We start from the raw sequence: 25,728 nt of genomic DNA on the forward strand, positions 1-25,728 counted from the left end.
CCATGGATCACCGATCAATATTAGAGCGCCTTCTGCGCGCCATCGCCCTTACCGCCATCGTGGTTTTCTTCATGTTCCCGATCTTCTGGATCGTGCTCATGTCGCTGCAGACCAACGAGACCATTTTGCGCTCACCGCCCAGCATGTCCTTCGTGCCGACCCTCAAGAACTATGCGGCGATCATTTCCGGTGAACTCGATTCCAACGCGGGCACCATGAGCATCCACTTCATGAACAACCTGCTGAACTCGATCCTGCTGTCGGTGTTCTCTGTGGCGCTGGCGCTGATCCTGGGGGTTCCGGCGGCCTATGCCTTCGCCCGGCACAAGTTCCGCGGCTCGGAGGACATTGCGTTCACGCTGCTGTCGTTCCGCTTCGCGCCGCCCCTGCTGGTGCTGTTGCCACTGACGCTCTATTTCCAGGCGCTTGGACTGGCGAACACCTATCTCGGGCTGGTCTGGGTCTACCAGCTGATCTGCCTTCCCCTGATCCTTTGGATCGTGCGCGGCTATTTCGAGGATATATCCCCGGACATCGAACATGCCTACCGCATCGCCGGGCACGGCTGGTTCGCCACCTTCAGGAAAATCGCCCTGCCGCTGGCCGGTCCGGGCATCGCAGCGGCCGGCCTCCTGGCGTTCATTTTCGCCTGGAACAATTTCATCTTCGCGCTGGTTCTGGCTTCCGCCGACAAACAGCCGGTGACGGTCGGCGCCCTCGCCTTCGTTACCGCCTCAGGCATCCAATACGGCCAGATCGCCGCCGCGATCGTAATGTCGATCGCCCCGACCCTGCTCCTTGCCCTGTGGGCGCAACGCTATCTGGTGGAAGGCCTTTCGCTCGGCGCGGTGAAAGGATGAACTCATGAGCCGTATTGAACTTAGAAAACTCGTCAAGCGCTTCAAGGACACCGAAGTGCTTTCAGGTATCGATCTGGATGTGCCCGAAGGCAGCACTCTGGTTCTCTTCGGCCCGTCCGGAGCGGGCAAGACAGTCTTGCTCCGCTGCATCGCCGGTGCCGTCGAACAAGACGATGGCGAGGTTCTGATTGGCGGAGAGGATGTGACTGACGTGCTGCCGGAGCATCGCGGGATCGGTATGGCGTTTCAAAACTTCGCCCTGTTTCCGCACATGGATGCCTTCGACAACATCGCAAGCCCCCTCACCGCCTGTGGCAATACTGCCGATCAAATCCGTGCCGGCGTCGATACGGTTGCCAGACTGCTCAAGATCGACCATGTGCTCACCCACACGCCCAAGGCGCTGTCGAACGGTCAAAAGCAACGGACCGCGCTCGCTCGCGCGCTCGTTTCCCACCCCAAGGTCCTGCTGCTCGACGATCCTCTGCGCAACGTGGATGCGAAATTGCGGTTCGAGATGCGTCTGGAACTACCCCGCCTGCTGGCGGATCAAGGCGCTACGGTCATCTATGTCACCCAGGACTACCGCGAAGCCATGGCGCTCGGGGACAGGATCGCCGTGCTCGACGGCGGCCGCATCATCCAGAACGGCACGCCGGAGGAAATTTACCGGCGCCCGGCAACGATCAATATCGCCAAACTGTTCGGCGATCCGACCATCAATCTTCTGGATGTGGTTCCCCAGAGCGACGCCTCCGGCGTCTATGCCAGCCTGTCCGACCAGAGAATCCAGCTCGACCCCGGACTGTCCGGCACTGTCGGCAGGGAGTGCGTCCTCGGCCTGCGCCCGGAGGCGTTGAGCTTTACAGATGCAAATGAAGGCGTGCCCGTCACCATCGAAGCGGAAACGCCTTTCAACGAAAAGGCGGTCACCCTGGTCACCACGCTGCGCAAACGAGAAATTCTGGTCTCCCGCCCTGCGGAAATGCCCGCGCCCACGTCGGGAACGGCACACATCACCATCGATCCGAGCGACGCGGTCCTGTTCGATCGTCAGACCGGCGTCCGGCTCGACCCGAAGGGAACCAGTCACGCAGCGGAGAAAGCGGCATGAGCGACGTTCTGCTCGACCTTAAACAGATCGACAAGATCTATAACGAGACTTCCCGTCATCCGGTCCGGGCTGTCAAGGATCTGAACCTGAGCGTGACCCAGGGCGAAATCGTCGCGCTGTTGGGATCGTCCGGCTGCGGCAAGACCTCCACCTTGCGCATGATCGCCGGGTTCGAAGCGGCGTCTTCGGGCGAGATCCTCATCAAGGGGCGCCCGGTTCACAAGCTCGCGCCGGCCAAGCGGAATGTGGCTATGGCCTTTGAGGGATATTCGCTCTATCCGCCGCTGACGGTTGAGGAGAACATCGCCTTCGCTTTGAAGTCTGAGCGTCTGGCGAAAGACGAGATTCGAAAAAAGGTGGCCGAGATCGCCCACCTGCTGGAGATCGAGGACATTCTGGATCGCTATCCAGGATCGATCTCCGGTGGGCAACAGCAAAGAGCAAGCCTCGCCCGCGCCCTGATCCGCAAGGCGGATCTGCATTTGCTCGACGAGCCGATGGGCCAGTTGGAGCCGCAGCTCAGGGCCTTGTTGCGCGGCCGGCTCAAGCACTTCATCAAGGAACGTGGGCTGACCGCCATTTTGGTGACTCATGACCAGACCGAAGCCAACGCGCTTGCTGATCGGATCGCGGTGATGGAAGGCGGAGTCCTGCAGCAATTCGACTCGCCGCTTCACCTCAAGGATCGGCCTGCCAATCTGTTCACCGGTACTTTCATCGGCGAACCGCCCATGAACGTGTTTCCTGCACAGGCGGAAACAGACGGCGACGATCTGAAACTGAATCTCGCCGACGGGGTTTGCCTGACCTATCCGGCAAGCGCCTTTTCCGACGATCTCAAGGCGCGTCTGCTGGCATCGGATGCGTTCGTCATCGGTGTGCGGCCCCATGCGGTGAAAATCACCTCTGGTGGCCACCCTGCCAGGGTCTATGCCAATCAATGGCTTGGCGACCAGACACATATCGCGGCCCGTTTCGCCGGGCAGACCATCGTCTCGGTTCGCCACGACAGGGCGCATCACGCGCCGGGCGAAACCATCGGCATCGACGTGGCCGCCCATGACCTTCACATCTTCGCGGCGGATAGCGGTCGTGCCTTCTCCCACGGAGGAGCACTTGCATGAGCAAGGAGGTGCTTGTTGGAGTCGATGCAGGCACGTCGGTCATCAAGGCGGTCGCCTATGACCTGTCGGGCCGCCAGCTCGCCATGGCTCATCGACGGAATGTCTACCACTGCCGACCGGATGGCGGCGTTGAGCAGGACATGGACCGGACCTGGCGGGACACGGCAGAGGTCTTGAGAGACCTGGTCGCGAAGCTCCCGGGCGACGCGTCGAATGTCCTGGCCCTCGCCATCACAGGTCAGGGAGACGGAACATGGCTGGTCGACGCCGATGGAGAGCCGGTCCACGACGGCTGGCTCTGGCTTGATGCGCGCTCAGCGGAGACCTCCCGGTCTCTTTCCGAGTCAGACGCGATCGAAACGATCTATCAAGAGACGGCGACCGGGCTCAACGTCTGCCAGATGCGTACGCATCTGGTCCACATGGCCCTCCACCAGCCGGAGCTTTTGGAGCGCAGCGCCGCAGCTCTCCACTGCAAGGACTGGCTCTATCTCAAACTGACCGGCGTCATCGCCGCCGATGTTTCGGAAGCCGGCTTCACGTTCTGCTCCTACAAAACCGGCGCTTACAGTGACGCAGTCATCGACGCGCTCGGTTTGAGGTCTCACCGGCACCTGCTGCCGCCCATAGTGGACGGTACCCGGCGGGCCGATGCTCTTACCCCGCAAGCAGCTGCCCTCACGGGCCTGCCGGCTGGTCTGCCAGTGTGTCTGGGAGGCGTGGATGTCATGTGCTGCGCGCTTGGGGCCGGTCTGCACGATCCCGCCGCCGACCGGGGTATTACCATTCTGGGTTCGACGGGCATGCATATGCGCTTCATTTCCGGCGCCGATCAAGTCGTCCTCAACCCGGAACGGTCGGGGTACACGATGCCGTTCCCGGGTGGCACGTTTGCCCAGATACAGACCAACATGGCGGCGACGCTGAACATCGACTGGGCGCTCGGCCTGATGCGCGAGGTGCTGCTCGACGCAGGCGTCGAGAAAACGCAGGACGAGCTTCTGATCGGCCTGGACGACAAGATTCTGGCCGCTCGACCGGGCGCCGCCTTCTACCTGCCCTACATTTCCTCTGCCGGCGAACGAGGCCCCTTTGCCGATCCATCCGCCCGTGCGGCCCTGACCGGCATGGATCAAAACACCGGCTGGTTCGACATCCTGCGCAGTGTCTTCGACGGTCTGGTTCTCGCGACCCGCGACTGTTACCGTGCACTTGGACATGTGCCCAGCGAAATTCATCTGACCGGCGGCGCGGCCAAATCGGGCGCGCTCAAGAAACTTCTGGCTGCGGCTTTGCGGGCACCGGTCAAGACGGTGGCGCAGCCTGAGGCCGGAGCGGCAGGGGCGGTCATGATGGCCGCCGTGCAACAAGGGCTTTATCCGGACCTCACATCAGCGACGCGCGCCTGGGTCGACCCCCTGGTCGAGCCCGCCGAGGAGCCGGATCCCGAGCTTGTCGACACGTTTGACACCCTGTTTTCCACCTATCTAGCCACCCGAGGCGCCATGCCGGAGACATGGACCGCACAAGCCCTCGCCCGGAGGAAGCTGTCATGAGAACGGAAGTGGCCATTATCGGCGACCGCTTCATGCTGTCCGAGATGTTCGCCGCCGCGCTGCACGAGGCTTGCGGTGACCGCATCGTGTGCCGCAGCCTGGATCTTCCCTGGCCGGATGAGCCGATGGAGCACGGTTACGCGGTGCCGGGCATGGAGGGCTTGAAGGAATATATGGGAACACCGGAGCAGGTCCTTGCTCATCTGGGTGATGCCCCGGTCCTGGTGACCCATCTGGCGCCGTTGTCGAGGTCGGTGTTTGAAGCTGCGCCCGAGCTCAAACTCGTCGCGGTTTCCAGAGGCGGACCGGTCAATGTGGCCATGGACGCCGCGGCCGCGCACGGGGTTCTTGTCGTAAACACACCCGGACGCAACGCGTCCGCCGTGGCGGAATTCACCATCGGCGCTATCCTCGCCGAAACCCGCAACATCACCAAGGGCCATGATGCCCTGCGTAAAGGTGAGTATCGGGGCGATCTTTACCGCGCCGATGTGACCGGAGACGAACTCTCCGACATGACCGTCGGAATTATCGGTTACGGCGCAGTCGGCACACGTGTGGTGCGCCTGCTGCGCGCCTTCGGCACCCGCATTCTTGTGTGCGACCCTTACGTTCAACTGTCAGCCGATGACACAAATGCCGGCGTCGAACATGTGTCTCTCAACACAGTGTTACATCAGTCGGATGTGGTGTCGCTCCACCCTCGGGTCACCGATGAAACCCGGGGCATGATCGGCGTCAGGGAGCTCGCGGCTATGAAGCCCGGCGCCGTTCTGGTGAACACGGCCAGAGGGCCTTTGATGGACTACGACGCGCTCTATGGCAGCCTGAAAAGCGGCCATCTGGGCGGCGCCATGCTGGAGACCTTCGCCATTGAGCCGACCCCGCCCGACTGGCCGCTGCTGCAACTGCCTAATGTCACGCTGACACCGCATATCGCCGGTGCGTCGCTCAAGACCGTTCGCATCGCCGCCTCGAAAGCCGCCGAGGAAGTTCGGCGCTGGCTCGATGGCGAGCCACCTGTGAACCCATGCTGAGGACAAGCCAAGGATGAGTGTCAGCGGTTCTCGAACGCCAAACATCGGAAGCAAGGAAAATCCTGTCGATCTTCTCGTCGCCGGCGGAGGCATCAACGGGGTAGGTGTCGCGCGCGACGCGGTAGGCCGCGGCCTGTCTGTCATTCTATGCGAGAAGGACGACTTGTCAGAAGGCACGTCCTCCCGATCCGGAAAATATATTCATGGCGGCCTCCGGTACCTGGAATATTACGAATTCCGGCTGGTGCGCGAAGCATTGATCGAGCGCGAGGTCGTTCTCAACGTCGCCCCACATCTGTCGAAGCCGCTGCGTCTCATTCTGGTTCACAGCCCCGAACAGCGGCCGCGCTGGCTGATCCGTCTGGGCCTGTTTCTTTATGATCATCTGGGCGGGCGCAAACGGATCCCGGGCTCGAAAGGTGCCGATCTCAAGGCGGAATGGGGCAACACGTTGCTCCGGCCGACGTTCGACAAGGGCTTTGCCTACTGGGATGTGTGGATTGATGACGCCCGGCTTGTTGTTCTTAACGCGATCGACGCGGCAAGACGGGGTGCAGAGATCCTGACGCGGACGGCCTTGAGCGCTGCTGAACGCGAGGGCGATCTCTGGCGCGCGACCTTGCAGGACACGCGCAGCGGAGCGGAGCGCACGGTCCATGCCCGGGCGATCTTCAACGGCGCCGGTCCGTGGGTGGAAAAGGTCATTACATCCATTGACGGTGCCGCCTCCAAGTCCAGCGTCCGTCTGGTCAAGGGCAGTCACATCATCATGCGCAAATGGTGGGACGGAGAAAACGGTTTTGTACTTCAGGCACCGGACAAGCGCCTCATCTTCGTCAACCCCTATTTCGACGATCTCGCCCTGGTGGGCACAACGGATGTGCCGTTCAACGGCCGGCCGGAAGACGTCCGGATTGATCAGGACGAGATCGACTACCTGCTCGATATCCTGAACAGCTACTTCCTCCGGCAGCATGGCTCGTCGGACGTGCTGCACGCCTATTCTGGCGTCCGGCCCTTGTTCGATGACGACGACGGCAAATCTGCATCCGCCGTTACCCGCGACTACACGTTCGAGTTGGATGAAGGACACAAAGGCGCCGGCCGGCAGGCCCCTTTTCTCAGCGCGTTTGGTGGCAAACTGACGACCTACAGAAAGCTCGCCGAACATGCGCTTGAACGTCTCGCCCCGTTCTTTCCAGGGATGGGGGCCGCCTGGACCGACAGCGCGCCTCTGCCCGGCGGCGACATTCCCGATGCAAACATGACCGTCTGGCTTGCCTCCCTCCAAGACGCCTTCCCGGAGCTCCCGCCGGACCTGGTTCGCCACTATGGGCGCTGCTATGGCACAGCAACCTTCGATCTGCTGTCAGGCGCCCATTCCCTCGCCGATCTCGGAACGCATTTCGGCGGGCTCTTCTATGAAATCGAAGCCCGCTGGCTGACCGACAACGAATGGGCCCAGACAACCGAGGACATGCTGGTTCGACGGACGAAGCACGGGCTTTTCCTGAACGAAGCGGAAAAAGCTTCTGTCGACGCTTGGATGACATGCAGACAGGGGGCGGCATGACGGCTTACGAGGCCTTGCAGGCAAATCCGGAATTCGCGGCCTTGCGGACGGTCTCGACCCGGTTGGGTCTGGATCCGTTGCAGGTTCAAGGGCCGGGCGGTAATACATCCATCAAGTGCGGTGGCATCATGTGGGTGAAGGCCTCCGGGACCTGGCTCGCGGACGCGGAGACACGGGATATTTTTGTGCCCGTCGATTATGACGGCCTGACCCAGGCGATTACGTCGGACGACGAAAGTGCCGACGACGTCGGACCGTTTACGCACGCATCCGAAAATCCGTCAGGCCTACGGGCCTCCATCGAGGCCACCGTGCACGCCAGCTCGCCGGCCAAGGTCGTGTTACACACCCACTGTGTGGCCACGATCGCGGCGGCGATCCGGAAAGACGCGCCCGCGTTTCTGGCGGAAAAGCTCGACGGTCTCTCGTTCGCATTCATCCCCTATGCCAAACCCGGCAGCGGCCTTGCTCGCGCCATTCGCGAAAACGCACCGGTCGGAACGGAAATACTGGTTCTCGGCAATCACGGTCTCGTCGTTTGTGGCGAGACGGTTGCTGAAGCCGACAGTCTGCTGCGAGAGGTCAGCGCCAGATTGACGCCGGCAACCAAGGCGGACCCGGCGGATGCCTCTCCTGCGCTTAAGGACCGGCTTTCGGGAACCGGCTGGATGCCTGTGCCTCATCGACCCACCCAACGGATCGCGTTGGATGAACGCCTGCTTGCGATAGCCGATGGGCGAACGCTTTATCCGGACCACCTGGTGTTCCTGGGACCGGGTGTCACCGTGACCATGCCTTCCGAGACGGTTTCGCAAGCAGTGGCAAGAGCTGCGCAAGCCCCATTCCCAAGCAAGCTGGTGCTCGTCCCCGGCCACGGCGCTGCCATGCCGCAAACGGCTTCCCGCTCCGAGCTGGCCCTTGCTTCGGCATTCGGTGACGTGCTGACGCGGGTCGATCCAAATGCGAGCGTTACGCGTCTGTCGAGGGACCAGGAAGCGGAACTTCTCGACTGGGATGCGGAGACTTACCGGAAGTCGCTCAACAAGGAGCAAAGCACGCAGAGACACGCCACATGACCGGTGGCTCGTTGTTTATCGGGATCGATATCGGAACCTCCGGTGTCCGAGCCGCAGCCATCGGTGCGGAGGGAACGATACTGGGACTTGGCCGCGCTGTTATCGAAACGGATGACCACATCCGGCGTGACCCCGTCGTGTGGGAACAAGCGCTCAATGACTGCCTCCGTGACCTCGGACGGACGGTGGACCTTACCGCGACTGCCGGTATTTGCGTGGATGGGACGTCAGGCACCGTTCTCGCTCTGGACGGAAAAGGACATCCGATCGGGCACGCTCTGATGTACAACGACGCGGTCGAGGACCAGCGTATTCCCGAAGAGATCGCGGCTGTCGCGCCGAGCCAAAGCGCGGCTCACGGCGCTAGTTCCGCCTTGGCCCGCGCAATGGAGCTGCAGCGTCGGCCCGGCGTTGCCCGGATCGTGCATCAGGCCGACTGGATTGCCGAGCGGCTCGCGGGTGCGCCTGTGCCGAGTGATGAAAGCAATGCACTCAAGACCGGTTACGACCCGGTCAACCGCAGCTGGCCGGACTGGCTCGACGGAACCTCGATCCGGCGAACCCTGCTGCCAGAGGTCGTGCCGACGGGGACCGTCACAGCCCGCACCGGCGGAGAATTCGGGCTGCCGGTCGGCAGTCCGATCGTCGCCGGAATGAGTGACGGCTGCGCGTCGTTCCTTGCCACCGGCGCCAAGCGCCCCGGAGAGGGAGTGACGGTGCTCGGTACCACCATGACTTTGAAAGTGCTGTGCGATGGTCCGTTGTTCGCCCCGGAATATGGCATATACAGTCACCGGATCGGCGATCTTTGGCTCGCGGGCGGCGCGTCCAACAGCGGCGGCGCGGCTCTTCTCGCGCATTTCGATCTCGATGAAATGGCGCAGCTTACCGCCGGCATCGATCCGGAAACGCCCAGCGAACTCGACTACTATCCACTGCCCCGCCCCGGCGAGCGGTTTCCAATCAATGACCCGAAGCTGCCGCCCCGCGTGACACCACGGCCGGAGGATAATGCCGCCTTCTTCAAGGGATTGCTGACCGGGATCGCGCGGATCGAGAAGCTCGGTTACCAGCGCCTCGTGGAACTCGGCGCTCCGGCATTGACCAGCGTGAGGACCGTTGGCAGCGGCGCGGGCAACCCCGTCTGGACCCGTATCCGGCTCAAGCTGCTTGAAGTTCCAGCCGAACCGGTTCTTGCCAGGGAAGCGGCGGTCGGGTCCGCGCTCATCGCTCGCGAGGCCTTGTCCTGACATGCCGCAAACGATCACCCATCTTTCTGAAATCCTTGACTCTGTAGACGGCGTGCTGCTCGACCAGTTCGGCGTGCTGCATGACGGCAAGAAAGCTTTCCCGGGCGCGATAGAGTGCGTTCAGGCCCTTCAGGAGCGCGGGATGCCGATTGTTGCCCTGTCCAATTCGGGACGGCTCGCCAAACCCAACGCGGATCGCCTGGCCCGGCTTGGCTTCCCGTTGAGTGCCTTCAAAGCCATTGTCACATCGGGCGAACTTACGCGCGAGTTGCTGCTTCAACGCCTTGCAGATAACCGCCTTTCCGAGGGTGGAGCCGTTCTGCTCCTGTCGCGGGAAAACGATCAAAGCCTGACTGACGACTTACCCATTACAGCAGCAGGTCCCGGGGATCCTGTCGAACTCGTGATCATCAGCGGCAATAATCCCGAAACACACAGCCGAGAGGATTACAGGCGCCTCCTTACCCCTCTGGCCCAGATCGGCGTTCCCGCCATCTGCGCCAATCCGGACACCACCATCTATGCTGGAAACCAGGCTTCGTACGGACCTGGCCTCGTGGCGAAAGACTATTCCGATGCGGGGGGCGAGGTCGTCTATCTCGGCAAGCCGGATGCGGCGATGTTTTCCGCCGGCTTGCGGGCACTCGGTGCGGTGACGCCAGGGCGATGCCTGATGGTCGGCGACAGCCCCCGTCATGACATTCTCGGTGGCAACCGCGCAGGATGCCGAACCCTGCTGATCACCGCCGGGGTCCAGGCCGACACACCAGACAGCGGGGCCACCGCGGATTTCTCGATGAAAACCCTGAGGTATTAACGGCACGCGACCACCACACGACTTGCGCACGCCCGAACTCGAAACAAACAGGAGACGCTCAAAATGAAAAAGGTAGAACTCTCGCTCCGCGAAGAATTGATCGCCCGGTGCCGGGAAATGAACGCGAACGGACTCAATCAAGGAACGTCAGGCAACATTTCGGTCCGTCATAAAGACCGCATGCTCATTTCGCCATCAGCGACCCCTTACGATCAAATGGAACCGGACATGATTGCGTCCGTCGACCTAAACGATCCGTCGGGCGCCTGGGAAGGCCCACTGAAACCTTCGACCGAATGGCGCTTCCATCACGCCTTGTTGCGCGAGCGCAAGGATGCCGAAGCCGTCGTGCACGCCCATCCGACATATTGCACAACGCTGGCCATCGCGAGGAAAGAAATTCCTTCCTGCCACTACATGATCGCGGCTTTCGGGGGCACTAACGTGCGCTGTGCCGGATACGCGACCTTCGGCACGGAAGAGTTATCCAAGCTCGCAATCGAAGCGATGCAGGACCGGACCGCCTGCCTGCTGGCCAATCACGGCATGATCGCGGTCGGTGAAAGCCTCGCCAAAGCCATGTGGCGGGCTGTCGAACTGGAGACGATCGCCCGGCAATATTACCTGAGCCTCCAGATCGGCGGCCCGGTTCTTTTATCCGATCAAGCCGTCGCCGACACACTCAAATCCTTTTCCGGATACGGACTTCAGGATGGCAAAGGCAAGAAGAAGGCTGGCGCCTGACTTTTGTCTCCAACACTGCAAATGGCTTTTCGCACCTGATATGGTCTGCGATGCAGCACCGCGAAGTTGCCATTCTCTGCACTGACGAAGACTATTGCTGTCAGACACCGGCAATCTCACCTTCAGCACTCGGCGCGGAATGCTCCATGTGTCCAAGGCCTTTCACGGTCAGATTGAAAGGCCCTGAAGGAGCTGGGAAGTCAGGTAGAAACCAGGAGCAACTCGAAGGTGACACACACCGGCGCGCCACCGGGAACAATGTCGCCGGAAAAAAAATTTCCATCCGGATCGACACAAAACATCGGCAGATAGGGATCGGCAGCCCCCTTGCCTCTGGCTTCATTCAAAAGCAGCACCTCGGAAATCGGGGATTCCATGGAAGGCGCGTCCACGAAATCGGCCCCGATCAAGCTGCCAATGCCCAGAAGCGCCGGCTCCCCCAAATCGAGTTCCTCGATCAGTTCGGTCACGGACGTCGCAAGGTCCTCATGCGGGGCCAGGGAAACGATGGCCGCGTTGACACGGTCAGGTTCCCTGAGCTTCCGGGGTCGGAAAAAGGAGAAATTCGTTTCCGCGTCCTGGGTCACATCGAAACATCCGCCGTGGAAGGCATAGCCCGTGCCCTCGTAGGCCGCGGCGATCATCACCTGATCCGGTAGCAGATGGCCGACGCAACGCCCGTTTTCCGGGTCCTCCCAGATCGCATGACAATGCAGGAACCATGCCTCGTCCCGTCGACCAACGATCGCGGTGCCCTGGGTCAGGGTGGCTGTCTTGCCCGAATGTGTCTGGCTGTACCAGGCGGCATGTGCGTCGTCCGGCGACCGGTCCGGCATGACATAGTCGTAGGGACCGATCTCCAAACCGTCGAGCCGGATCACCGCGCTGTCGCACCCGGCCTTGTCCATGGCAGCGGCGACTGCCGTCATGAACGTCATGCCCTTGGGCAGGACAAACTCGAAGGAAACCGCGTTGCCTGACACCACGTGACGGCGCGGCGTGGTAGGTGGGCCCGGGTGCTTGATCAAATGCGAGCGGCTCATGAAGCGCCCTCCAGTTCCGGCATCAGGCCACGCGCGATCAGTTCTTCGCGAATGAGCTTCTTGGTGATCTTGCCATAGCCGGTTTTCGGCATTTCCGTCAGGAACACGAAATGGCTGGGCTGCTTGTATTTCGCCAGCCGCCCCTCCAGCATGGCGAGCAAGGATGTCTCATCGAGCCTTCCGCCTCCCTCCGCGACGCAGACCGCGAGCCCGGTCTCGCCCCACTTGGGATGCGGTATCCCGAGAACAGCCACTTCCTTGAGGGCTGGATGGGTTAGAAGCAGTTCCTCGACTTCACGCGGATAGACGTTGGAGCCGCCGGAAATGTACATGTCCGAGGCTCGGCCGGTGATGTAAAGATACCGTTCCGCATCCATGTGGCCGAGGTCGCCGGTGCGGAACCAGCCGTCCCGGAACGCTTTCGTATTCGCCTCGTCGTCCTTGTAATAGCCGGCGCAAACGGCCGGACCGGTAACACAGATCTCACCAGTGGCCATCGGTGGCAGATGCGTCCCGTCTTCATCCTGGATACTGATCTGAAGACCGGTCCGCTCTATGCCGCACGTGCCGATCCGTGCCTCCGGAACATCTTCGGCATAGTGATCGTGGCGCGGCAGAACGGTAATCGCACCCGTGACCTCTCCCAGACCGAAATACTGGACGAGAACACGGCCAAGTTTCCGTAAGGCGTATTTCTGGTCCTCCCGGTACATGGGCGCGCCGGCGTAGATGACATAACGCAGGCTGGAATGGTCGTGCGCGTCGACGGACGGATGCTCAACCAGCATCTTCACGATGGTGGGAACGGTGAACATGTTGGTCACCTTGCAACGTTCCACCAGGTCCCAGGCAACCGCCGGGTCGAACCGGCCGGAAGGCAGCAGAACGCTGACGGCGCCAACCGCAAGCTGGGTCAGTTGATGCATACCGGCGCCGTGGGACAGCGGTGCCACGACGAGACTTACGTCGTCCGACGTAGAGGCCGGCATGAGATCGTTCAGGTGATTGAGGATGGTGAAGGTGAGTTGCCCATGGGTGAGGACAACGGCTTTCGGCCGTCCGGTGGAGCCGGAGGTAAAAAACAACCAGCACGGGTCGTCCCGATCCACGTCGGCATTGGCCACGTCCGTTCCCTGATAGGCATCAATCAATGCTTCGTAGGAGGGACCGAATTCCGCATCGCCGATCGAGATCACGTCTACCAGATCCGGCACGGCGGCGCGGCAGGCCTCGGCGTGCGCGCGAAATCCGGCTTCGCAGAACATCAGGCTCACTTCAGCCTTCTGTCCGAGGTAGGCGACCTCATCGGGTCCCTGGCGGAAATTGGACGGCACCCAGACTGCACCAAGCCGGAAACACGCGAGCATGATCTCAATGATCTGGTTGTTGTTCGGCGATTGTACGAGCACCCGAGCGCCATGTTTGATGCCGAATTTCTCGCGCATGGCTGCGGCCAGCGCCGATACGCGGGCGTCGAGCTGCCGCCACGTCCAGGTCTTCTCAGACCATATGATCGCCGGGCGAACTCCGAGGCGGCCCGCATTCCGTGTCAGGAAGTGCGCAATATTGGATGTTCGCGTTGACCACGGCAAAGCCGTGTCCCGTTCGCAGGTCGCCGAATTCATTTCACACGCTCCAGAATGGAAACATAATTGGCGACGGCAGCGCCGCCCATGTTGAACACCCCGGCTAGTTCCACGTCGGGCAGTTGCATATCGCCTGCCTCGCCGGCCAGTTGCATCGCGGCCATGACGTGTTGGGAAACACCGGTCGCCCCCAGGGGATGGCCCCGCGATTTCAAACCGCCGGATGGGTTGACCGGCAACTTTCCGTCTCGCGCAGTGATCCCCTCGCGGATAACACGGCCACCCTTCCCACGCTCGGCGAGACCCATGGCCTCGTATTCCAGCAATTCGGCAATGGTGAAGCAGTCATGTGTTTCCACCATATCGAGGTCATCGAGAGTCAGCCCGGCTTCATCAAGCGAGGCTTTCCATGCCCTCCGCGGGCCGGCGAATTCAGTCACGTCCCGGCGGGACAGGGCCAGGACGTCATTCACCTGATTGCGCGCGCGGAAGCCGATGGCCCGTTCCATGGTTTCTGCAACTTCCGGCGCGGCGACGACCAGGGCCGCGGCTCCGTCGGAGATCAGGGAGCAGTCGGTCCGCCGCAGGGGACCGGCGACCAACGGGTTCTTGTCGGACACGGTATTGCAGAATGTGGTGTCCAACGCTTTTTGCATATGCGCATAAGGATTCAGCAAGCCGTTGCGATGGTTTTTCGCTGCGATCATCGCCAATTCCAGGGAATGATCGCCGTTTTCCTGAAAATAGGTCTGGGCGATCTTGCCGAAGATTCCCGCGAAGCCGGCTTCCACCTGATCCTCTTCTTCTCTGTAACAGCCGCTCAGCATGATATCGCCGGCCAGGGTGGTCGGAACAGCAGTCATCTTCTCGGCACCGACCACGAGTGCGATCTTTCCACGCCCGGCCGCAATGAAATCCATGGCTGCATAAAGCGCCGCCGTTCCCGTGGCGCAGGCATTTTCCAGGCGTGTCGCCGGCACATGACGCAAGTCGTCAAGGGTCATCCCAACCAGCGCGCCCTCGAAGGCCTGTTGTGAGAAGCCGTTGTTGAAGACACCAACGAAGATACCGTCGACGTCGCACGCGTCGACACCGGCATGGCCGAGGGCGGCCGGCACGACCTCTGCCATCAAACCTTCCAGGCCCGGCGCGTCGGACTTGCCGAACTTGCTGTGGGCCCAGCCAACAATCTGAGCATGCTGCATCTTATTTCCTCCCGAACCCCAGACCGCGTCACTCAGGCGGTGCTTGGGATGTCAAAATCCAGTTTTCTACTTAACTTGGTTTCTATCGAGCGTTTCTCTCGCTTCAAAAGATCCGCGATCCTGATCTGGCGATCCGCCTGCATGCGCGCGTCCAGAGCCGCGATGGAGAGGGCCCCGATCGGTTTTCCGTCAGGCGATAAGAGAACAATGCCCACCGCCCAGGAGTTCGGCACATACAAGCCCGGGTTCACCGACCAGCCACGCTTCCGCGTGTCCCTTACATGCTGTCTCATGAGGTCCAGCGAGTAGCCGGGATAATCGCGCGCGAGCAGGTCCGCGTTGTCCGCAATAGTGTTTTCCGCTTCCTCGTCAGACAGCGCCGCCAGAATTGCCATGCCGCCGGCTCCAACTCCGAGCGGGTGCTTTTGTCCAGCCTGGAGAGCATGTGTCCGAATTGGAAAAGACCCTTCCTCGCGATGTAGGCAGACCGAGTGCGCCCCACGCCGGATCGAAAGAAAGCTTGTGTCCTCGCTCTCCCGAGACAGCGCAACAAGACTGTCAATGGCGAGGTCGAGAAGGTTGAACCTCCGGTTCGCCATCAGGCCGATGACATAGCTCTCCGTGCCAAGCGCATAGGTTCGGCTGTCTTCATCCTGCTCGACAAATCCCGCGCGGATGAGCGCCAGCATCATGCGCCGCACAGTTGGACGACTGAGTCCGCTCTCCTCCACCAGAAAGTTGATGGACACGGACTTTCCGCCCGCCCTGGCGATCGTCGACAGCAAGCCGAGTACACGGTCGACACTTTGAGCCCCGGTCGACCCGTCTGATTTTTGCTGCGTTGCAGTATCCATATTATGGATATATCTCCCCTGGCAATCTCCGTATTCTGTCGCTGAATTTTGAAGATTGCAATATTTTCCAATTTTTCCCTTACATATTTATGATCGTGGCGCTACTCTGTGGCAAGCTCACATATCCATGATATGGACATAAGTCTTTAAGTCATGGATTCATCCTTTGGTGATGAGAGCGCGATTGGGAGGAGAAACTGATGAAGACTTTTGCCATTGCCGCCGCCGCGGCTCTTTCGCTTACATGTGCGGCCCAGGCTGAGACCCTGGTCATGCAAAGCGTATATCCGTCGTCGCTGCCGCTTCTGGGAGACAGCGGTGTCGGCTTGACCAAGCAGGTTGAGGCCTTGACCGGCGGCGAGTTGAAGATCGAGTTCAACGAGCCCGGTGCAATCGTTGGCGGCAACGAGATGTGGGATGCCATCTCCACCGGTGCCGTGGATGCAGGTTGGTACAGCCCTGGCTTCGCCCAAGGCATTATACCGTCCGCGGCGATCTTTACCTCGGTCCCCTTCGGGCCGGACATCCGCCCCTACACCGCCTGGTGGTACTATGGTGGCGGCAAGGACCTTTGGGCTGACATCACGGCCAAGTACAACATTCACACCGAGCTTTGCGCCATCCTGGTCCCGGAAGCCTCCGGCTGGTTCGCTAAGGAAATCAACAAGCCGGAGGATCTGAAGGGCATCAAAATGCGCATCTTCGGCCTCGGCGCTGCCGTGATGGCGAAACTCGGCGTCGAAGCGCAGTCCATGCCCGTCGCCGACACCCTGACCGGTCTCCGTCTTGGCACCATCGATGCTGCCGAAGTTTCGTTCCCGCTAATCGACAAGGCCGTCGGTATGAACGAATACGCATCGCATTATTACTTCCCCGGCTGGCACCAGCAGACCTCGCTGATTACCTTCATCATCAACCAGGATGTCTGGGACGGCTTGTCGGATCAGCAGCGCACCGTCATCCAGACCGCCTGCCAGGCCAATGTCGCCCTGACCGCGGCGGAAGGCGAAGCCAAACAGCTTCAGCCGTTGGCCGATCTGGAAGCCGCCGGTGTCCAGGTTCACCAATGGAACGATGAGATGATGGCCGCATTCCGTCAGTCGTGGGACGAGGTTGTCGTCGAGCAGTCCGCAGCCGATCCGGATTTCAAACGCGCTTGGGAAAGCCTGTCGGATTTCCGCAAGAAATTCCAGACGTGGTCCGACTTGGCATACGTGAAGAAATAAGCAACCAGGGAGGTCGGGCGATAAGATGCGTCCGGCCTCCCGGCTGATCTTCCGACAGATTTCGGGCAGACCTGATGAACACCCTGTTGCGACTATCCGACTTTTTGGCCTTGCCTTGCCGTCTCGCGGCGCGCCTGTGCGGCTGGCTTCTGCTGGTTCTGGCGGCGGTCATTCTCTACGACGTCGTCGGTCGGCGCTTTTTTTCGACCGGATCCTTCAAGCTCCAGGAACTGGAGTGGCACATTCACGGCACGATTGCACTGCTCTGTTTCGGCTGGACCTACCTGGCGGATGCCCATGTCCGGATCGACATTTTTTCCAGCAACATGCGTCGCAACACCCGGCTTTGGATCGAGATCGTCGCGATCGTGGCTTTTCTCATTCCGTTCATGGTGCTCCTGACCTGGTATGGGACCGACTTTGTGCTGCGCTCGTTCGAACGTGGTGAAGGCAGTCCCGGCGGCATCGGTCTGCCGAACCGCTGGATTATCAAATCCGTGATCCCGCTGGGCGCCATGCTCACCATTTCGGGCGGACTGGCCGTCCTGTTCAAGGCCATCGTCGCGCTGCGCCGGCCCGACATCCTGCGCACTCCCTGGGAGGAATGATCATGGCCGAGATCGTCTCCGCCTTTCTGCCGGGTGCGATGTTCCTGTCGCTCATCGTGCTGCTTTTTTCCGGCGCTCCGGTCGCGATCATGCTGATGGGTATCAGTTTGGTCTTCGGACTGCTTGCGATCTGGACTGGAGACATGCGGCTGGTCCAGGCCACCTTGCTGCCCAACCGCATTTTCTCAGGAACAATCGACAACGCCGTCCTTGTTGCGGCCCCCATGTTCATTTTCATGGGGCTTGTTATGGAAAAGACGCGCATCGCCGAGGATTTGCTGCTGACCCTGCAGCGCCTGATGCGCATCATTCCCGGCGGCCTCGCGCTGGCGGTCATTCTCATGGGTACCATTCTGGCAGCCGCGACGGGCATCATCGGAGCCTCGGTTGTCATGCTGACCATGCTGGCCATCCCCACCATGCTGGAGCGCGGCTATGACAAGGGCCTGTCCGCCGGCACGGTTGCCTCGGCGGGCACGCTCGGCATTCTCATTCCGCCCTCCGTGATGCTGGTGTTCATGGGCGACCTGCTGTCGATCTCGCTCGGCCGCTTGTTCGTCGCCGCTCTTTTGCCTGGCCTTCTCCTTGCCGGCTGCTATGTGATCTACATCGTTGTCCGCTCGTTTTTGCAGCCCTCTATCGCCCCCAAGGCAGCGCCCTTGAGTGACGATGAAAGGCGCGGCCTTTGGCTGGAAACGATCAAGTCCGTTCTCGCGCCGCTGCTGATGATCATCGCCGTCCTGGGCTCCATCCTGGGAGGCGTCGCCACTCCGACCGAGGCCTCGGGGGTTGGCGTTGCGGCCGCCCTGTTGCTTGGACTGCTACGCGGTCGCCTGAACCGGACGACGCTGAGAGAGTCCATGGACGGCGCGGTTACCTCGCTGGGAATGCTGTTCTTCATCTTCGTCGGCGCCACGGCTTTTTCCTACATTTTCCGCAAAGTCGGCGGTGAGCATTTCATCGTCGAGACGGCTCGCGCTCTGCCCTTCGGCGACTGGGGTCTGCTGATCTCCATGATGGCGATGATCTTCGTGATGGGCTTCTTTTTCGACTGGATCGAGATCACCCTGATCATGCTGCCGATCTTCGCGCCGGTGGTGCCTTTGATGCATCTTGGCAACCATATCGACAGTTCTCAGATGATCTATTGGTTCGCCATTCTGGTGTCACTCAACTTGCAGACCAGTTTCCTGACACCTCCCTTCGGATTTGCGCTGTTTTATCTGAAAGGCGCCGCCGGTGACATGCTGACCATGCGCGACATCTACCGCGGCATCGTGCCCTTCGTGCTGGTGCAACTCGTTCTACTCGGGCTCGTCATCGCGTTTCCGGAGATCGCGCTCTGGCTGCCCAATCAGGTGATGCAATGACAAAGATCGGTAAACCAGGCCGGGTTGAAGGCAAACGTATCGCGGTGATAGGTGGTGGATCCGTCGGTCCTGGCTGGGGCAACGGCAAGGCAGCTGCCGTTCTCTACGCCCGCGAAGGTGGCCAGGTGCTTGTGGTGGATCAAAACGGCAAGGCTGCGATGGAAACGGTCGACCTGATCCAGGGCGAAGGCGGAAGGGCGGCGTCCTTTGTCGGCGACATGACCGACCCTGAGGCCGCGGCCGCCGCCGTGGCAGAAGCCGTCAGCGCTTTCGGCGGTCTGGACATCCTTCACTATAACATCGGCATCAGCACCCGGGGCGGCATCGGCGACACGCCTTACGAGGACTGGCGCCGCGTCTTTTCGATCAATCTGGACGCCGCGTTCCATATCACCCAGGCCGCCCTGCCGGAGCTTGAAAAGAACGGGAGCGGCTCCATCGTCTATATCACGACACTGGCCGCCCATCTGAACGGTCCTTACCCTTATGTCGGCTACGAAACCTCCAAGGCAGCTCTTAGCCGCCTGTCCCGTAGCGTCGCCACGGAATATGCCGCCCGCGGCGTGCGCTCCAACACGGTCGTACCCGGCATGATCGATACGCCGCATGTCCAGGCGCACATCGCGACGGCTGCCAATGCGGAAACGATCGCGAAGACGCGTGCCGCCCAGGTTCCGATGAAACGGCAGGGCACTGGATGGGACGTGGCTGAAGCCGCTCTCTTCCTTGCGTCCGATGCGGCCGGGTTTATCACCGGCGTCGATCTGCGCGTCGACGGCGGCATGGCAATCCTGATGGGCAACGCCGCAATCTGATTTTCTCCCGGAGACAACCAAACATGACACAGAAACTCGCTCTTGTGACCGGCGCGGCCCGGGGTATCGGCTTGGCGACAACGAAGTTATTCCTGCAAGAGGGCTGGCAGGTCGCGATGATCGACCGGGATGAGCCCGCCCTGGAGGAGGCCTCGAAGGGACTGGACGGTGCCAAGGCCTTCGTCTGCGACGTTTCCCAACCGGAAGCGGTGGACCGGCTCATCACGGACGTGATGGCAACCTTCGGCCGCATCGATGCCCTGGTCAACAATGCCGGTGTCGCCGATTTCGGCCCGATAGAGGACACCAGTTTCGCCCGGTGGCGCACTGTCATGGAGACCAATCTCGACGGCGTCTTCCTGATGTCTCAGGCCGCCACACCCGCCCTCAAGGCCTCCAGGGGTGCTATCGTCAATATCGCAAGCATCTCCGGCCTGCGCGCCTCGACCCTGCGCGTGGCCTATGGCACCTCAAAGGCCGCTGTCATCCATCTGACCAAGCAGCAGGCCGCAGAACTTGGCGAATACGGCATCCGCGCCAACTGTGTGTGCCCGGGCCCCGTCCGCACGAAGCTGGCGATGGCCGTCCATACCCCGGAAATCATTGCCGCCTACCACGATGCCATCCCACTCAACCGCTACGGTTCGGAAGGCGAAATCGGCGAGGTTATCGTTTTCCTGTGCAGTGCCAAGGCCAGTTATGTCACAGGCCAGGTCATTTCCTCGGACGGTGGTTTTGAGAGCACGGGCGTCGGGCTGCCCGCGCTAAGGGCTTAACCTTGTGGCGCGTTCGAAGATTGCGCGTCTGGTCGTTCGCCTTCATCACGTCTGCTCCTTCTCCCAGTCGGGACCCAGACGCGGAAAACTCCGGCCCAAGCGGTTCCAGTTTCGGGATTCAGAGCATGACACTCTTGCCGGTTGCTTCGGCAATGGTCTGGTAGGACGGCCACGTTTGGATATTGCTCCATCAATCCCGTCGGCGCCGGAAACATGATCGCCCTTGCCGGGTAATCAATCGATGTCAGTCGCAGGGTTCCGACCACGCCGCCGCGCGCCTCCCTGAGCTCAGTCAGACTTTCCTCGATCAGTCGCAGTGCCGGTCTCGCGTTCGAACTCGGCTATGAGAGCGCCTCGCAATTCTACCGCGAATATGTCCGGGAGTTTGGAACTCCGCCAGCTCGCGACGCGGCCGGAATGCAGGCTACGATGGCGGCGGAGTAGTGCACGCGTTCGGCCGATGACGGGCGACCTCAGCTCCTTGTCTGCTGCACGTCATTGTTGAGTGTTGGTCTCAATTCAATGCATTCGCCGTCGTAGGAGACGTTCGCGGCAACTACCAAGCTGGGACACGCGGCAAAGTTGGCAGGGCGGACAAATCCGCCGTTCCTCTTAGCTGTATGGCTCGGTGCTGCGAGCTCGGACGGCGGCGGTTGAGAGGCGGATGTCTTTACCAGGAGAGGCATCGAACAGGCGACCGTATTCGCGGGTGAACTGCGGTACGCTGGCGTAGCCGACTGCATGGGCCGCCTGGGCGATCTGCGTGCCTTCGGCCAGCATGAGCCGTCTGGCTTCGATCAGGCGCAGCTGTTTCTGGAACTGGAGTGGCGACAGGGTCGTGATGGCCCGGAAGTGCCTGTGAAACGCGGGCTCGCTCATCCCGGCGGCCTCGGCCAACTCCTCTACCCGGATCTTTCGCGCGAAGTTTCGCCTCAGGATGTCGACGGCGCGCCCGATCCGTCCCGCATGACTGTACGGCGCTCCGAGCGCGCGGATGGCGGGACCATGGACCCCCATGAGCAGCCAGTAGTGCAGCTCTCGCAACAGGCCGTCGCCAAGCACCGACAGGGCCCCGGGCTGATCGAGAAGCCGCGCGAGGCGAAGGGCGGTATCCGTGACCTCGGCGGCGATCGGCTCCACCCTTACGGGCCGCACCTCGCCGGGCCGTTCGCTGACCGCCGGGCTCAACGCGCGCAGTACAGCGGGGTCGAGCTCCAAAACGAGCGCGTAATAGGGCGCCGCGATGCTGGCGCGGGTGATCTGGCTGACCGTCGGGATATCTGCCGAGATGACCATCGCCTCGCCCGGCGCATATTCGAAACTCGTTCCAAGCGTCAGCACCTGCTTCCTGCCTTGCAGGAGCATGGCGATCACGGGCTTCTGGACAGCGACCTGCAGCTCGCCCGGATGCAGGGCGCGCACCACCGACAGGCCGCGCGCGGGGGTTGGCGCAACGCCATCGGGCCCGGCGTTGGCATCGGCGAACCGGCGGCAGCACGCGAGCACCTGAGCAAAGCCGGGATTGGTTTGAGCAACATTCATGGGCGCCAATATGTCGATTATCAGCGAATTTGGGAAGCTGGGAATGGGAATAGGCAAGAGGTAGCGAGGATCAGGCAACGCAGGCCGGCGGGACTTGCCTATATCCCGGTGACATCACCGAACCTGAAAGGACATTACCATGAGCAAGATCGCCCTCGTCACCGGTGCCAATCGCGGCCTCGGTCGCAACACCGCCCTCGCCATTGCCTGCAGCGGCGGCGACGTCGTCGTCACTTATCGGTCGAACGCCGACCAGGCGGAAGAGGTCGCAGCGGAGATCCGTGCGATGGGGCGCAAGGCGGTGGCGTTGCGCCTCGACATGGCAGATACGGCAAGTTTCCCGGCCTTCGCCGAGACCCTCCGCGCGGAGCTGGGCAACGTTTGGGGCCGCGACAGCTTCGATCACCTCATCAACAATGCCGGGCACGGCGAGTTCGCCCTGGTAGAGGAGACCACTGAAGCTCAGTTCGACGGGCTGTTCCAGGTGCACGTGAAAGGCGTCTTCTTCCTCGCCCAAGCCCTTCTGCCGCTTCTGGCGGATGAGGGGCGGATCGTGAACTTCTCATCCGGCCTGACGCGGATATCTTTCCCGGGTTTCTCGGCCTATTCGGCGGCGAAAGCGGCGGTCGAGATGCTGACGGTTTATATGGCGCGTGAATTTGGCGCACGCGGCATCGCGGTGAACACGGTGGCGCCCGGCGCGATCGAGACGGATTTCGGCGGCGGGCTCGTCCGCGACAATGCCGAGGTGAACGCGCAGTTCGCCGGCATGACGGCGCTTGGCCGCGTCGGCCTTCCCGACGATATCGGCCCGATGGTCGCCAGCCTTCTGCGCGACGACAATCGCTGGGTCACCGCGCAGCGCATAGAGGTCTCGGGTGGTCAGACGATCTGAACCCACGTCACGAGCGACGCGCCGGCCCACCCGGCGCGTCGCCGGCTGTTTGACCGGTCGTGTCGTAAGAGATCGAATCCGCCAGCTGATCGTCGACTTCGGCCGCGAAGCGGACTTGCCGCGATACAGCATCCCGATCCTGCCCCTGGCGGTTACCATCGGCCGTAAGCCGACAATCACTCGCCGAGCCATTGCTGCGATACGGTCCGCCGCGTCCGCCATTCCTCACATTTGCGAAGACGGGTGGCCAGATGCCGGCTCTGCGAACATGGCTAACGTTCGATCACAGTCGACTTGCAATGTAAAACGATCGTTTTACATTTATGCCCATGGACACCGAAGGAGGCTCTCCATGGACATGACCACCAAACTTACCGCAGCCGCCGAGCGGCTTTTTGACCGGCACGGCTACATGGCCACTGGCATAGACCAGCTGACCGCTGCCGCGGGGATGTCGAGCCGGACGCTTTACAAGCATGCGGGCAACAAGGCGCAGCTCATGGCGCGGGTGCTGACCGAGCGGGACCGGCGGTTCATGGCCCGGCTCGAGGTGCAAAGCGTCGACGCGCTGTTTGCAGCCCTCGAAGACTGGGTGCGGGTCGAAGGCACGCGGGGCTGCCTGTTCCTGCGCTCGCGCGCGGAAACCGGCGGCGATACGCCAGAGATTGCCGAGGCTGTCGCGGCGCACAAGGCGGCGTTTCAGCAAAGGATCGAGTCGGTTGTCGCAGTGGACCTGGGACACGAAGACCCTGTCCTGGCCGAGCAGGTGCTGGTTCTCCTTGAAGGGGCGACCCATGCTGCAGTCTACCGGGGCGCAGACGCCGTATCCGCCGCGCGGATGGCGGCGGCCATCCTGATCGAGAGGGCCCAATCATGAGTCCCGCCCTTCGCATCGGCGTGACCGGCTTCGGCCTGATCGCGGTCTGCTACGGCTTTGCCCGCTTCGCCTTCGGACTGTTCCTGCCGCAGATCGACGGCGACCTGAGTCTCGGCCCTTCGGTCAGCGGTCTCATCTCCGGCGGTTCGTTTGCCGGCTACTGCATTGCCATTATCGCCTCTGCGGTGCTGACCGAACAGATCGGCGCGCGTGCTGTCGCTGTGGGGGCCGCCACCGTCGCTGCCGTCGGTATGGCCGGGATTGCGCTCGCGCCGTCGCCACTGATCCTTGCTATCGCCGTGGTGGTGGCAGGATCGAGCACGGGCCTCGCCTCCCCACCCATGGCCGCCGCGGTGGCAGCCGCGGTGCAGAAGAGCCGTCAGGATATCACGAACACCGTCATCAATGCGGGGACGAGCGCGGGCGTGGCCCTGTCGGGACCGATCGCTCTCGCCATTGCCGGGCAGTGGCGGCTGGCCTTCGGCGCGTTCGCCGCCGTGGCGGTGGTGCTTGCAGTCGCGGCCGCGGTTTCCCTTCCGGCCTCCCGGGGCGGCAAAGGCGCAGGCGGACTGCCCCCGACGAATGGCCCGGTTGTGCGCCTGATCTCCGCATCGTTCCTGATGGGGGCGGCAAGCACCGCCCTGTGGTCCTTCGGAGGCCAGCTCGTATCGCAGCAACTGGGATGGGGGCCAACCGGAGCCGGAAGTCTCTGGACTTGCATTGGCGTTGGCGGCATTGCTGGCGCTTGGGCCGGCAGGCTCATCGGCCGGTTCGGTCTTGACCCCGTTCACTGGACTTTCCTGGGACTGATGGCCGCGAGCGTTCTGGCGGTCGGATCGGGAATCGCCCCTCCCGCGCTCGTTCTGATCGGAGGCGCTCTTTTCGGTTCGGCGTATGTGATGCTGACGGGGGTATACCTTGTCTGGGGCATCCGCGCCTTGCCGGACCGTCCCGCGACCGGGCTCATGATCGGGTTCCTGACCATCGCCGTGGGCCAGACCGCCGGCGCACCTCTCTTCGGGGTTTTGATGGCAGGTCCGGGCGCGGGATCGGCTGTGACGTGTTTCGCCGTCGTCGCCCTCCTTGCCGGGGTCTTTCGGGCAGGACGCAAGGCCGAGAGCGCGGTCGCGTAAGCTTCGAGAGAGCCAGGGAAGCGCTTCGTTCGAGCGTCTTAGAAGGGTTCGAAGCGGATATATGGCAGTGCAACCTGTCGATCCTGACCCTCGCTGGTACCTGGCCGACAAAATCGGCCCTAAATTGAATAGGCGATTGGAAACGTACCTAGCTGTCAGCTATTTTGAAAAAATGGACATTCCAAAACTTCAACCCGACCTGATATTTCCCAGACTGAAAAACACGCCCGCTGATATTGATTTTTCCTTCCAGGCTAAACGTGCTGCGATGGGGCCACACATAATGCGGAAGTGGGCGTGGGACGAGGAGTTTCAGCGCAACGTTCATTTCCGCCGCTACCAAGAGAAATCATTCTTTGAGATCACCAGTGCGGAAAATCGATTAGGAACCGTTTCTTTTCAGGTATTTCCCGATCATGTCCAGTTTGGTGAATTTTACTTGTTTCCCGAATTTCAGGGACAAGGGACAGGATCGAGGGTGTTGCAACACTGTCTGCAGCTAGCTGATAGCCTCACCCTTCCGGTGAGGCTGGAATATTTGCACTGGAACCCAGTGGGGTCACTCTACCGTAGATCTGGTTTCATAGAGATCGGACAATCGGATATTCACTGCTTCATGGAACGTCCCATCCCAGGATGATGTCCGC

The 25,728-nt window shown here is 61.5% G+C and carries 24 protein-coding genes; 19 read left to right on the plus strand and 5 right to left on the minus strand.

The window, feature by feature from the left end; all coding sequences use genetic code 11:
- The first annotated feature begins 2 nt into the window (after positions 1-2).
- From V1T76_RS25520 to V1T76_RS25565, 10 genes are all read left to right on the plus strand, one after another.
- Positions 3-860, plus strand: coding sequence for a carbohydrate ABC transporter permease (locus V1T76_RS25520; protein ID WP_330563500.1), 858 nt, complete (start codon positions 3-5; stop codon positions 858-860).
- A gap of 4 nt (positions 861-864) precedes the next feature.
- The gene (locus V1T76_RS25525) at positions 865-1,974 is read left to right on the plus strand and encodes an ABC transporter ATP-binding protein (protein ID WP_330563501.1); all 1,110 of its coding nucleotides are present in this window, start codon (positions 865-867) and stop codon (positions 1,972-1,974) included.
- Positions 1,971-3,098, plus strand: coding sequence for an ABC transporter ATP-binding protein (locus tag V1T76_RS25530; protein ID WP_330563502.1), 1,128 nt, complete (start codon positions 1,971-1,973; stop codon positions 3,096-3,098). The genes V1T76_RS25525 and V1T76_RS25530 overlap by 4 nt, the downstream gene beginning before the upstream one ends.
- A complete protein-coding gene (locus V1T76_RS25535) occupies positions 3,095-4,654 on the plus strand; it encodes an FGGY-family carbohydrate kinase (RefSeq protein WP_330563503.1) in 1,560 nt (519 codons plus the stop codon). Before V1T76_RS25530 ends, V1T76_RS25535 begins: the two co-directional genes overlap by 4 nt.
- Positions 4,651-5,691 carry a 2-hydroxyacid dehydrogenase gene (locus tag V1T76_RS25540; protein ID WP_330563504.1) on the plus strand — a complete coding sequence of 347 codons (1,041 nt, stop codon included), beginning with the start codon at positions 4,651-4,653 and terminating at the stop codon, positions 5,689-5,691. Before V1T76_RS25535 ends, V1T76_RS25540 begins: the two co-directional genes overlap by 4 nt.
- A gap of 13 nt (positions 5,692-5,704) precedes the next feature.
- On the plus strand, positions 5,705-7,264 hold the full coding sequence (locus V1T76_RS25545) for a glycerol-3-phosphate dehydrogenase (RefSeq protein ID WP_330563505.1): 1,560 nt from the start codon (positions 5,705-5,707) through the stop codon (positions 7,262-7,264).
- Entirely contained in the window at positions 7,261-8,340 is a 1,080-nt protein-coding gene (locus V1T76_RS25550) for a class II aldolase/adducin family protein (RefSeq protein WP_330563506.1), read from the plus strand. The genes V1T76_RS25545 and V1T76_RS25550 overlap by 4 nt, the downstream gene beginning before the upstream one ends.
- Positions 8,337-9,590 (plus strand): FGGY-family carbohydrate kinase, encoded by a 1,254-nt coding sequence (locus V1T76_RS25555; RefSeq protein WP_330563507.1) that lies wholly within the window; start codon positions 8,337-8,339, stop codon positions 9,588-9,590. Before V1T76_RS25550 ends, V1T76_RS25555 begins: the two co-directional genes overlap by 4 nt.
- 1 nt (position 9,591) lies before the next feature.
- On the plus strand, positions 9,592-10,407 hold the full coding sequence (locus tag V1T76_RS25560) for a TIGR01459 family HAD-type hydrolase (protein WP_330563508.1): 816 nt from the start codon (positions 9,592-9,594) through the stop codon (positions 10,405-10,407).
- 63 nt (positions 10,408-10,470) lie between these two features.
- Entirely contained in the window at positions 10,471-11,151 is a 681-nt protein-coding gene (locus V1T76_RS25565; protein WP_330563509.1) for a class II aldolase/adducin family protein, read from the plus strand.
- A 200-nt stretch (positions 11,152-11,351) separates the two neighbouring features.
- Here V1T76_RS25565 and V1T76_RS25570 read toward each other — a convergent pair whose 3' ends face one another.
- The 4 genes from V1T76_RS25570 to V1T76_RS25585 are packed head-to-tail and all read right to left on the minus strand — an operon-like array spanning position 11,352 to position 15,839.
- Positions 11,352-12,194 carry a hypothetical protein gene (locus V1T76_RS25570; protein WP_330563510.1) on the minus strand — a complete coding sequence of 281 codons (843 nt, stop codon included), beginning with the start codon at positions 12,192-12,194 and terminating at the stop codon, positions 11,352-11,354.
- Positions 12,191-13,819 carry an acyl-CoA synthetase gene (locus V1T76_RS25575; protein ID WP_330563511.1) on the minus strand — a complete coding sequence of 543 codons (1,629 nt, stop codon included), beginning with the start codon at positions 13,817-13,819 and terminating at the stop codon, positions 12,191-12,193. The genes V1T76_RS25570 and V1T76_RS25575 overlap by 4 nt, the downstream gene beginning before the upstream one ends.
- The gene (locus V1T76_RS25580) at positions 13,816-14,985 is read right to left on the minus strand and encodes an acetyl-CoA acetyltransferase (RefSeq protein ID WP_330563512.1); all 1,170 of its coding nucleotides are present in this window, start codon (positions 14,983-14,985) and stop codon (positions 13,816-13,818) included. The genes V1T76_RS25575 and V1T76_RS25580 overlap by 4 nt, the downstream gene beginning before the upstream one ends.
- A gap of 32 nt (positions 14,986-15,017) precedes the next feature.
- A complete protein-coding gene (locus tag V1T76_RS25585; RefSeq protein ID WP_330563513.1) occupies positions 15,018-15,839 on the minus strand; it encodes an IclR family transcriptional regulator in 822 nt (273 codons plus the stop codon).
- 200 nt (positions 15,840-16,039) lie between these two features.
- On the opposite strand from V1T76_RS25585, the gene V1T76_RS25590 reads away from it, so the two are divergent.
- The 5 genes from V1T76_RS25590 (at position 16,040) to V1T76_RS25610 (ending at position 20,634) form a co-directional block, all read left to right on the plus strand.
- Positions 16,040-17,065, plus strand: coding sequence for a TRAP transporter substrate-binding protein (locus tag V1T76_RS25590; RefSeq protein ID WP_330563514.1), 1,026 nt, complete (start codon positions 16,040-16,042; stop codon positions 17,063-17,065).
- Between the two features lie 74 nt (positions 17,066-17,139).
- Complete coding sequence (locus V1T76_RS25595) at positions 17,140-17,673, plus strand: TRAP transporter small permease subunit (protein WP_330563515.1); 534 nt, start codon at positions 17,140-17,142, stop codon at positions 17,671-17,673.
- Positions 17,674-17,675: 2 nt separating this feature from the next.
- Positions 17,676-19,043, plus strand: a complete 1,368-nt coding sequence (locus V1T76_RS25600) for a TRAP transporter large permease (RefSeq protein WP_330563516.1) — start codon at positions 17,676-17,678, stop codon at positions 19,041-19,043.
- Positions 19,040-19,858, plus strand: coding sequence for an SDR family NAD(P)-dependent oxidoreductase (locus V1T76_RS25605; protein ID WP_330563517.1), 819 nt, complete (start codon positions 19,040-19,042; stop codon positions 19,856-19,858). Before V1T76_RS25600 ends, V1T76_RS25605 begins: the two co-directional genes overlap by 4 nt.
- Before the next feature lie 23 nt (positions 19,859-19,881).
- Positions 19,882-20,634 (plus strand): SDR family NAD(P)-dependent oxidoreductase, encoded by a 753-nt coding sequence (locus V1T76_RS25610; RefSeq protein ID WP_330563518.1) that lies wholly within the window; start codon positions 19,882-19,884, stop codon positions 20,632-20,634.
- A 612-nt stretch (positions 20,635-21,246) separates the two neighbouring features.
- Here V1T76_RS25610 and V1T76_RS25620 read toward each other — a convergent pair.
- A complete protein-coding gene (locus tag V1T76_RS25620; RefSeq protein ID WP_330563519.1) occupies positions 21,247-22,176 on the minus strand; it encodes an AraC family transcriptional regulator in 930 nt (309 codons plus the stop codon).
- Positions 22,177-22,315: 139 nt separating this feature from the next.
- On the opposite strand from V1T76_RS25620, the gene V1T76_RS25625 reads away from it, so the two are divergent.
- From V1T76_RS25625 to V1T76_RS25640, 4 genes are all read left to right on the plus strand, one after another.
- Positions 22,316-23,071 carry an SDR family NAD(P)-dependent oxidoreductase gene (locus V1T76_RS25625; RefSeq protein ID WP_330563520.1) on the plus strand — a complete coding sequence of 252 codons (756 nt, stop codon included), beginning with the start codon at positions 22,316-22,318 and terminating at the stop codon, positions 23,069-23,071.
- A 352-nt stretch (positions 23,072-23,423) separates the two neighbouring features.
- A complete protein-coding gene (locus tag V1T76_RS25630; protein WP_330563521.1) occupies positions 23,424-23,948 on the plus strand; it encodes a TetR/AcrR family transcriptional regulator in 525 nt (174 codons plus the stop codon).
- The gene (locus V1T76_RS25635) at positions 23,945-25,081 is read left to right on the plus strand and encodes an MFS transporter (RefSeq protein ID WP_330563522.1); all 1,137 of its coding nucleotides are present in this window, start codon (positions 23,945-23,947) and stop codon (positions 25,079-25,081) included. The genes V1T76_RS25630 and V1T76_RS25635 overlap by 4 nt, the downstream gene beginning before the upstream one ends.
- A 61-nt stretch (positions 25,082-25,142) precedes the next feature.
- Complete coding sequence (locus V1T76_RS25640) at positions 25,143-25,721, plus strand: GNAT family N-acetyltransferase (protein ID WP_330563523.1); 579 nt, start codon at positions 25,143-25,145, stop codon at positions 25,719-25,721.
- Positions 25,722-25,728: the final 7 nt, after the last annotated feature.

This window comes from Roseibium sp. FZY0029 (assembly GCF_036350355.1).
Lineage (GTDB): Bacteria > Pseudomonadota > Alphaproteobacteria > Rhizobiales > Stappiaceae > Roseibium.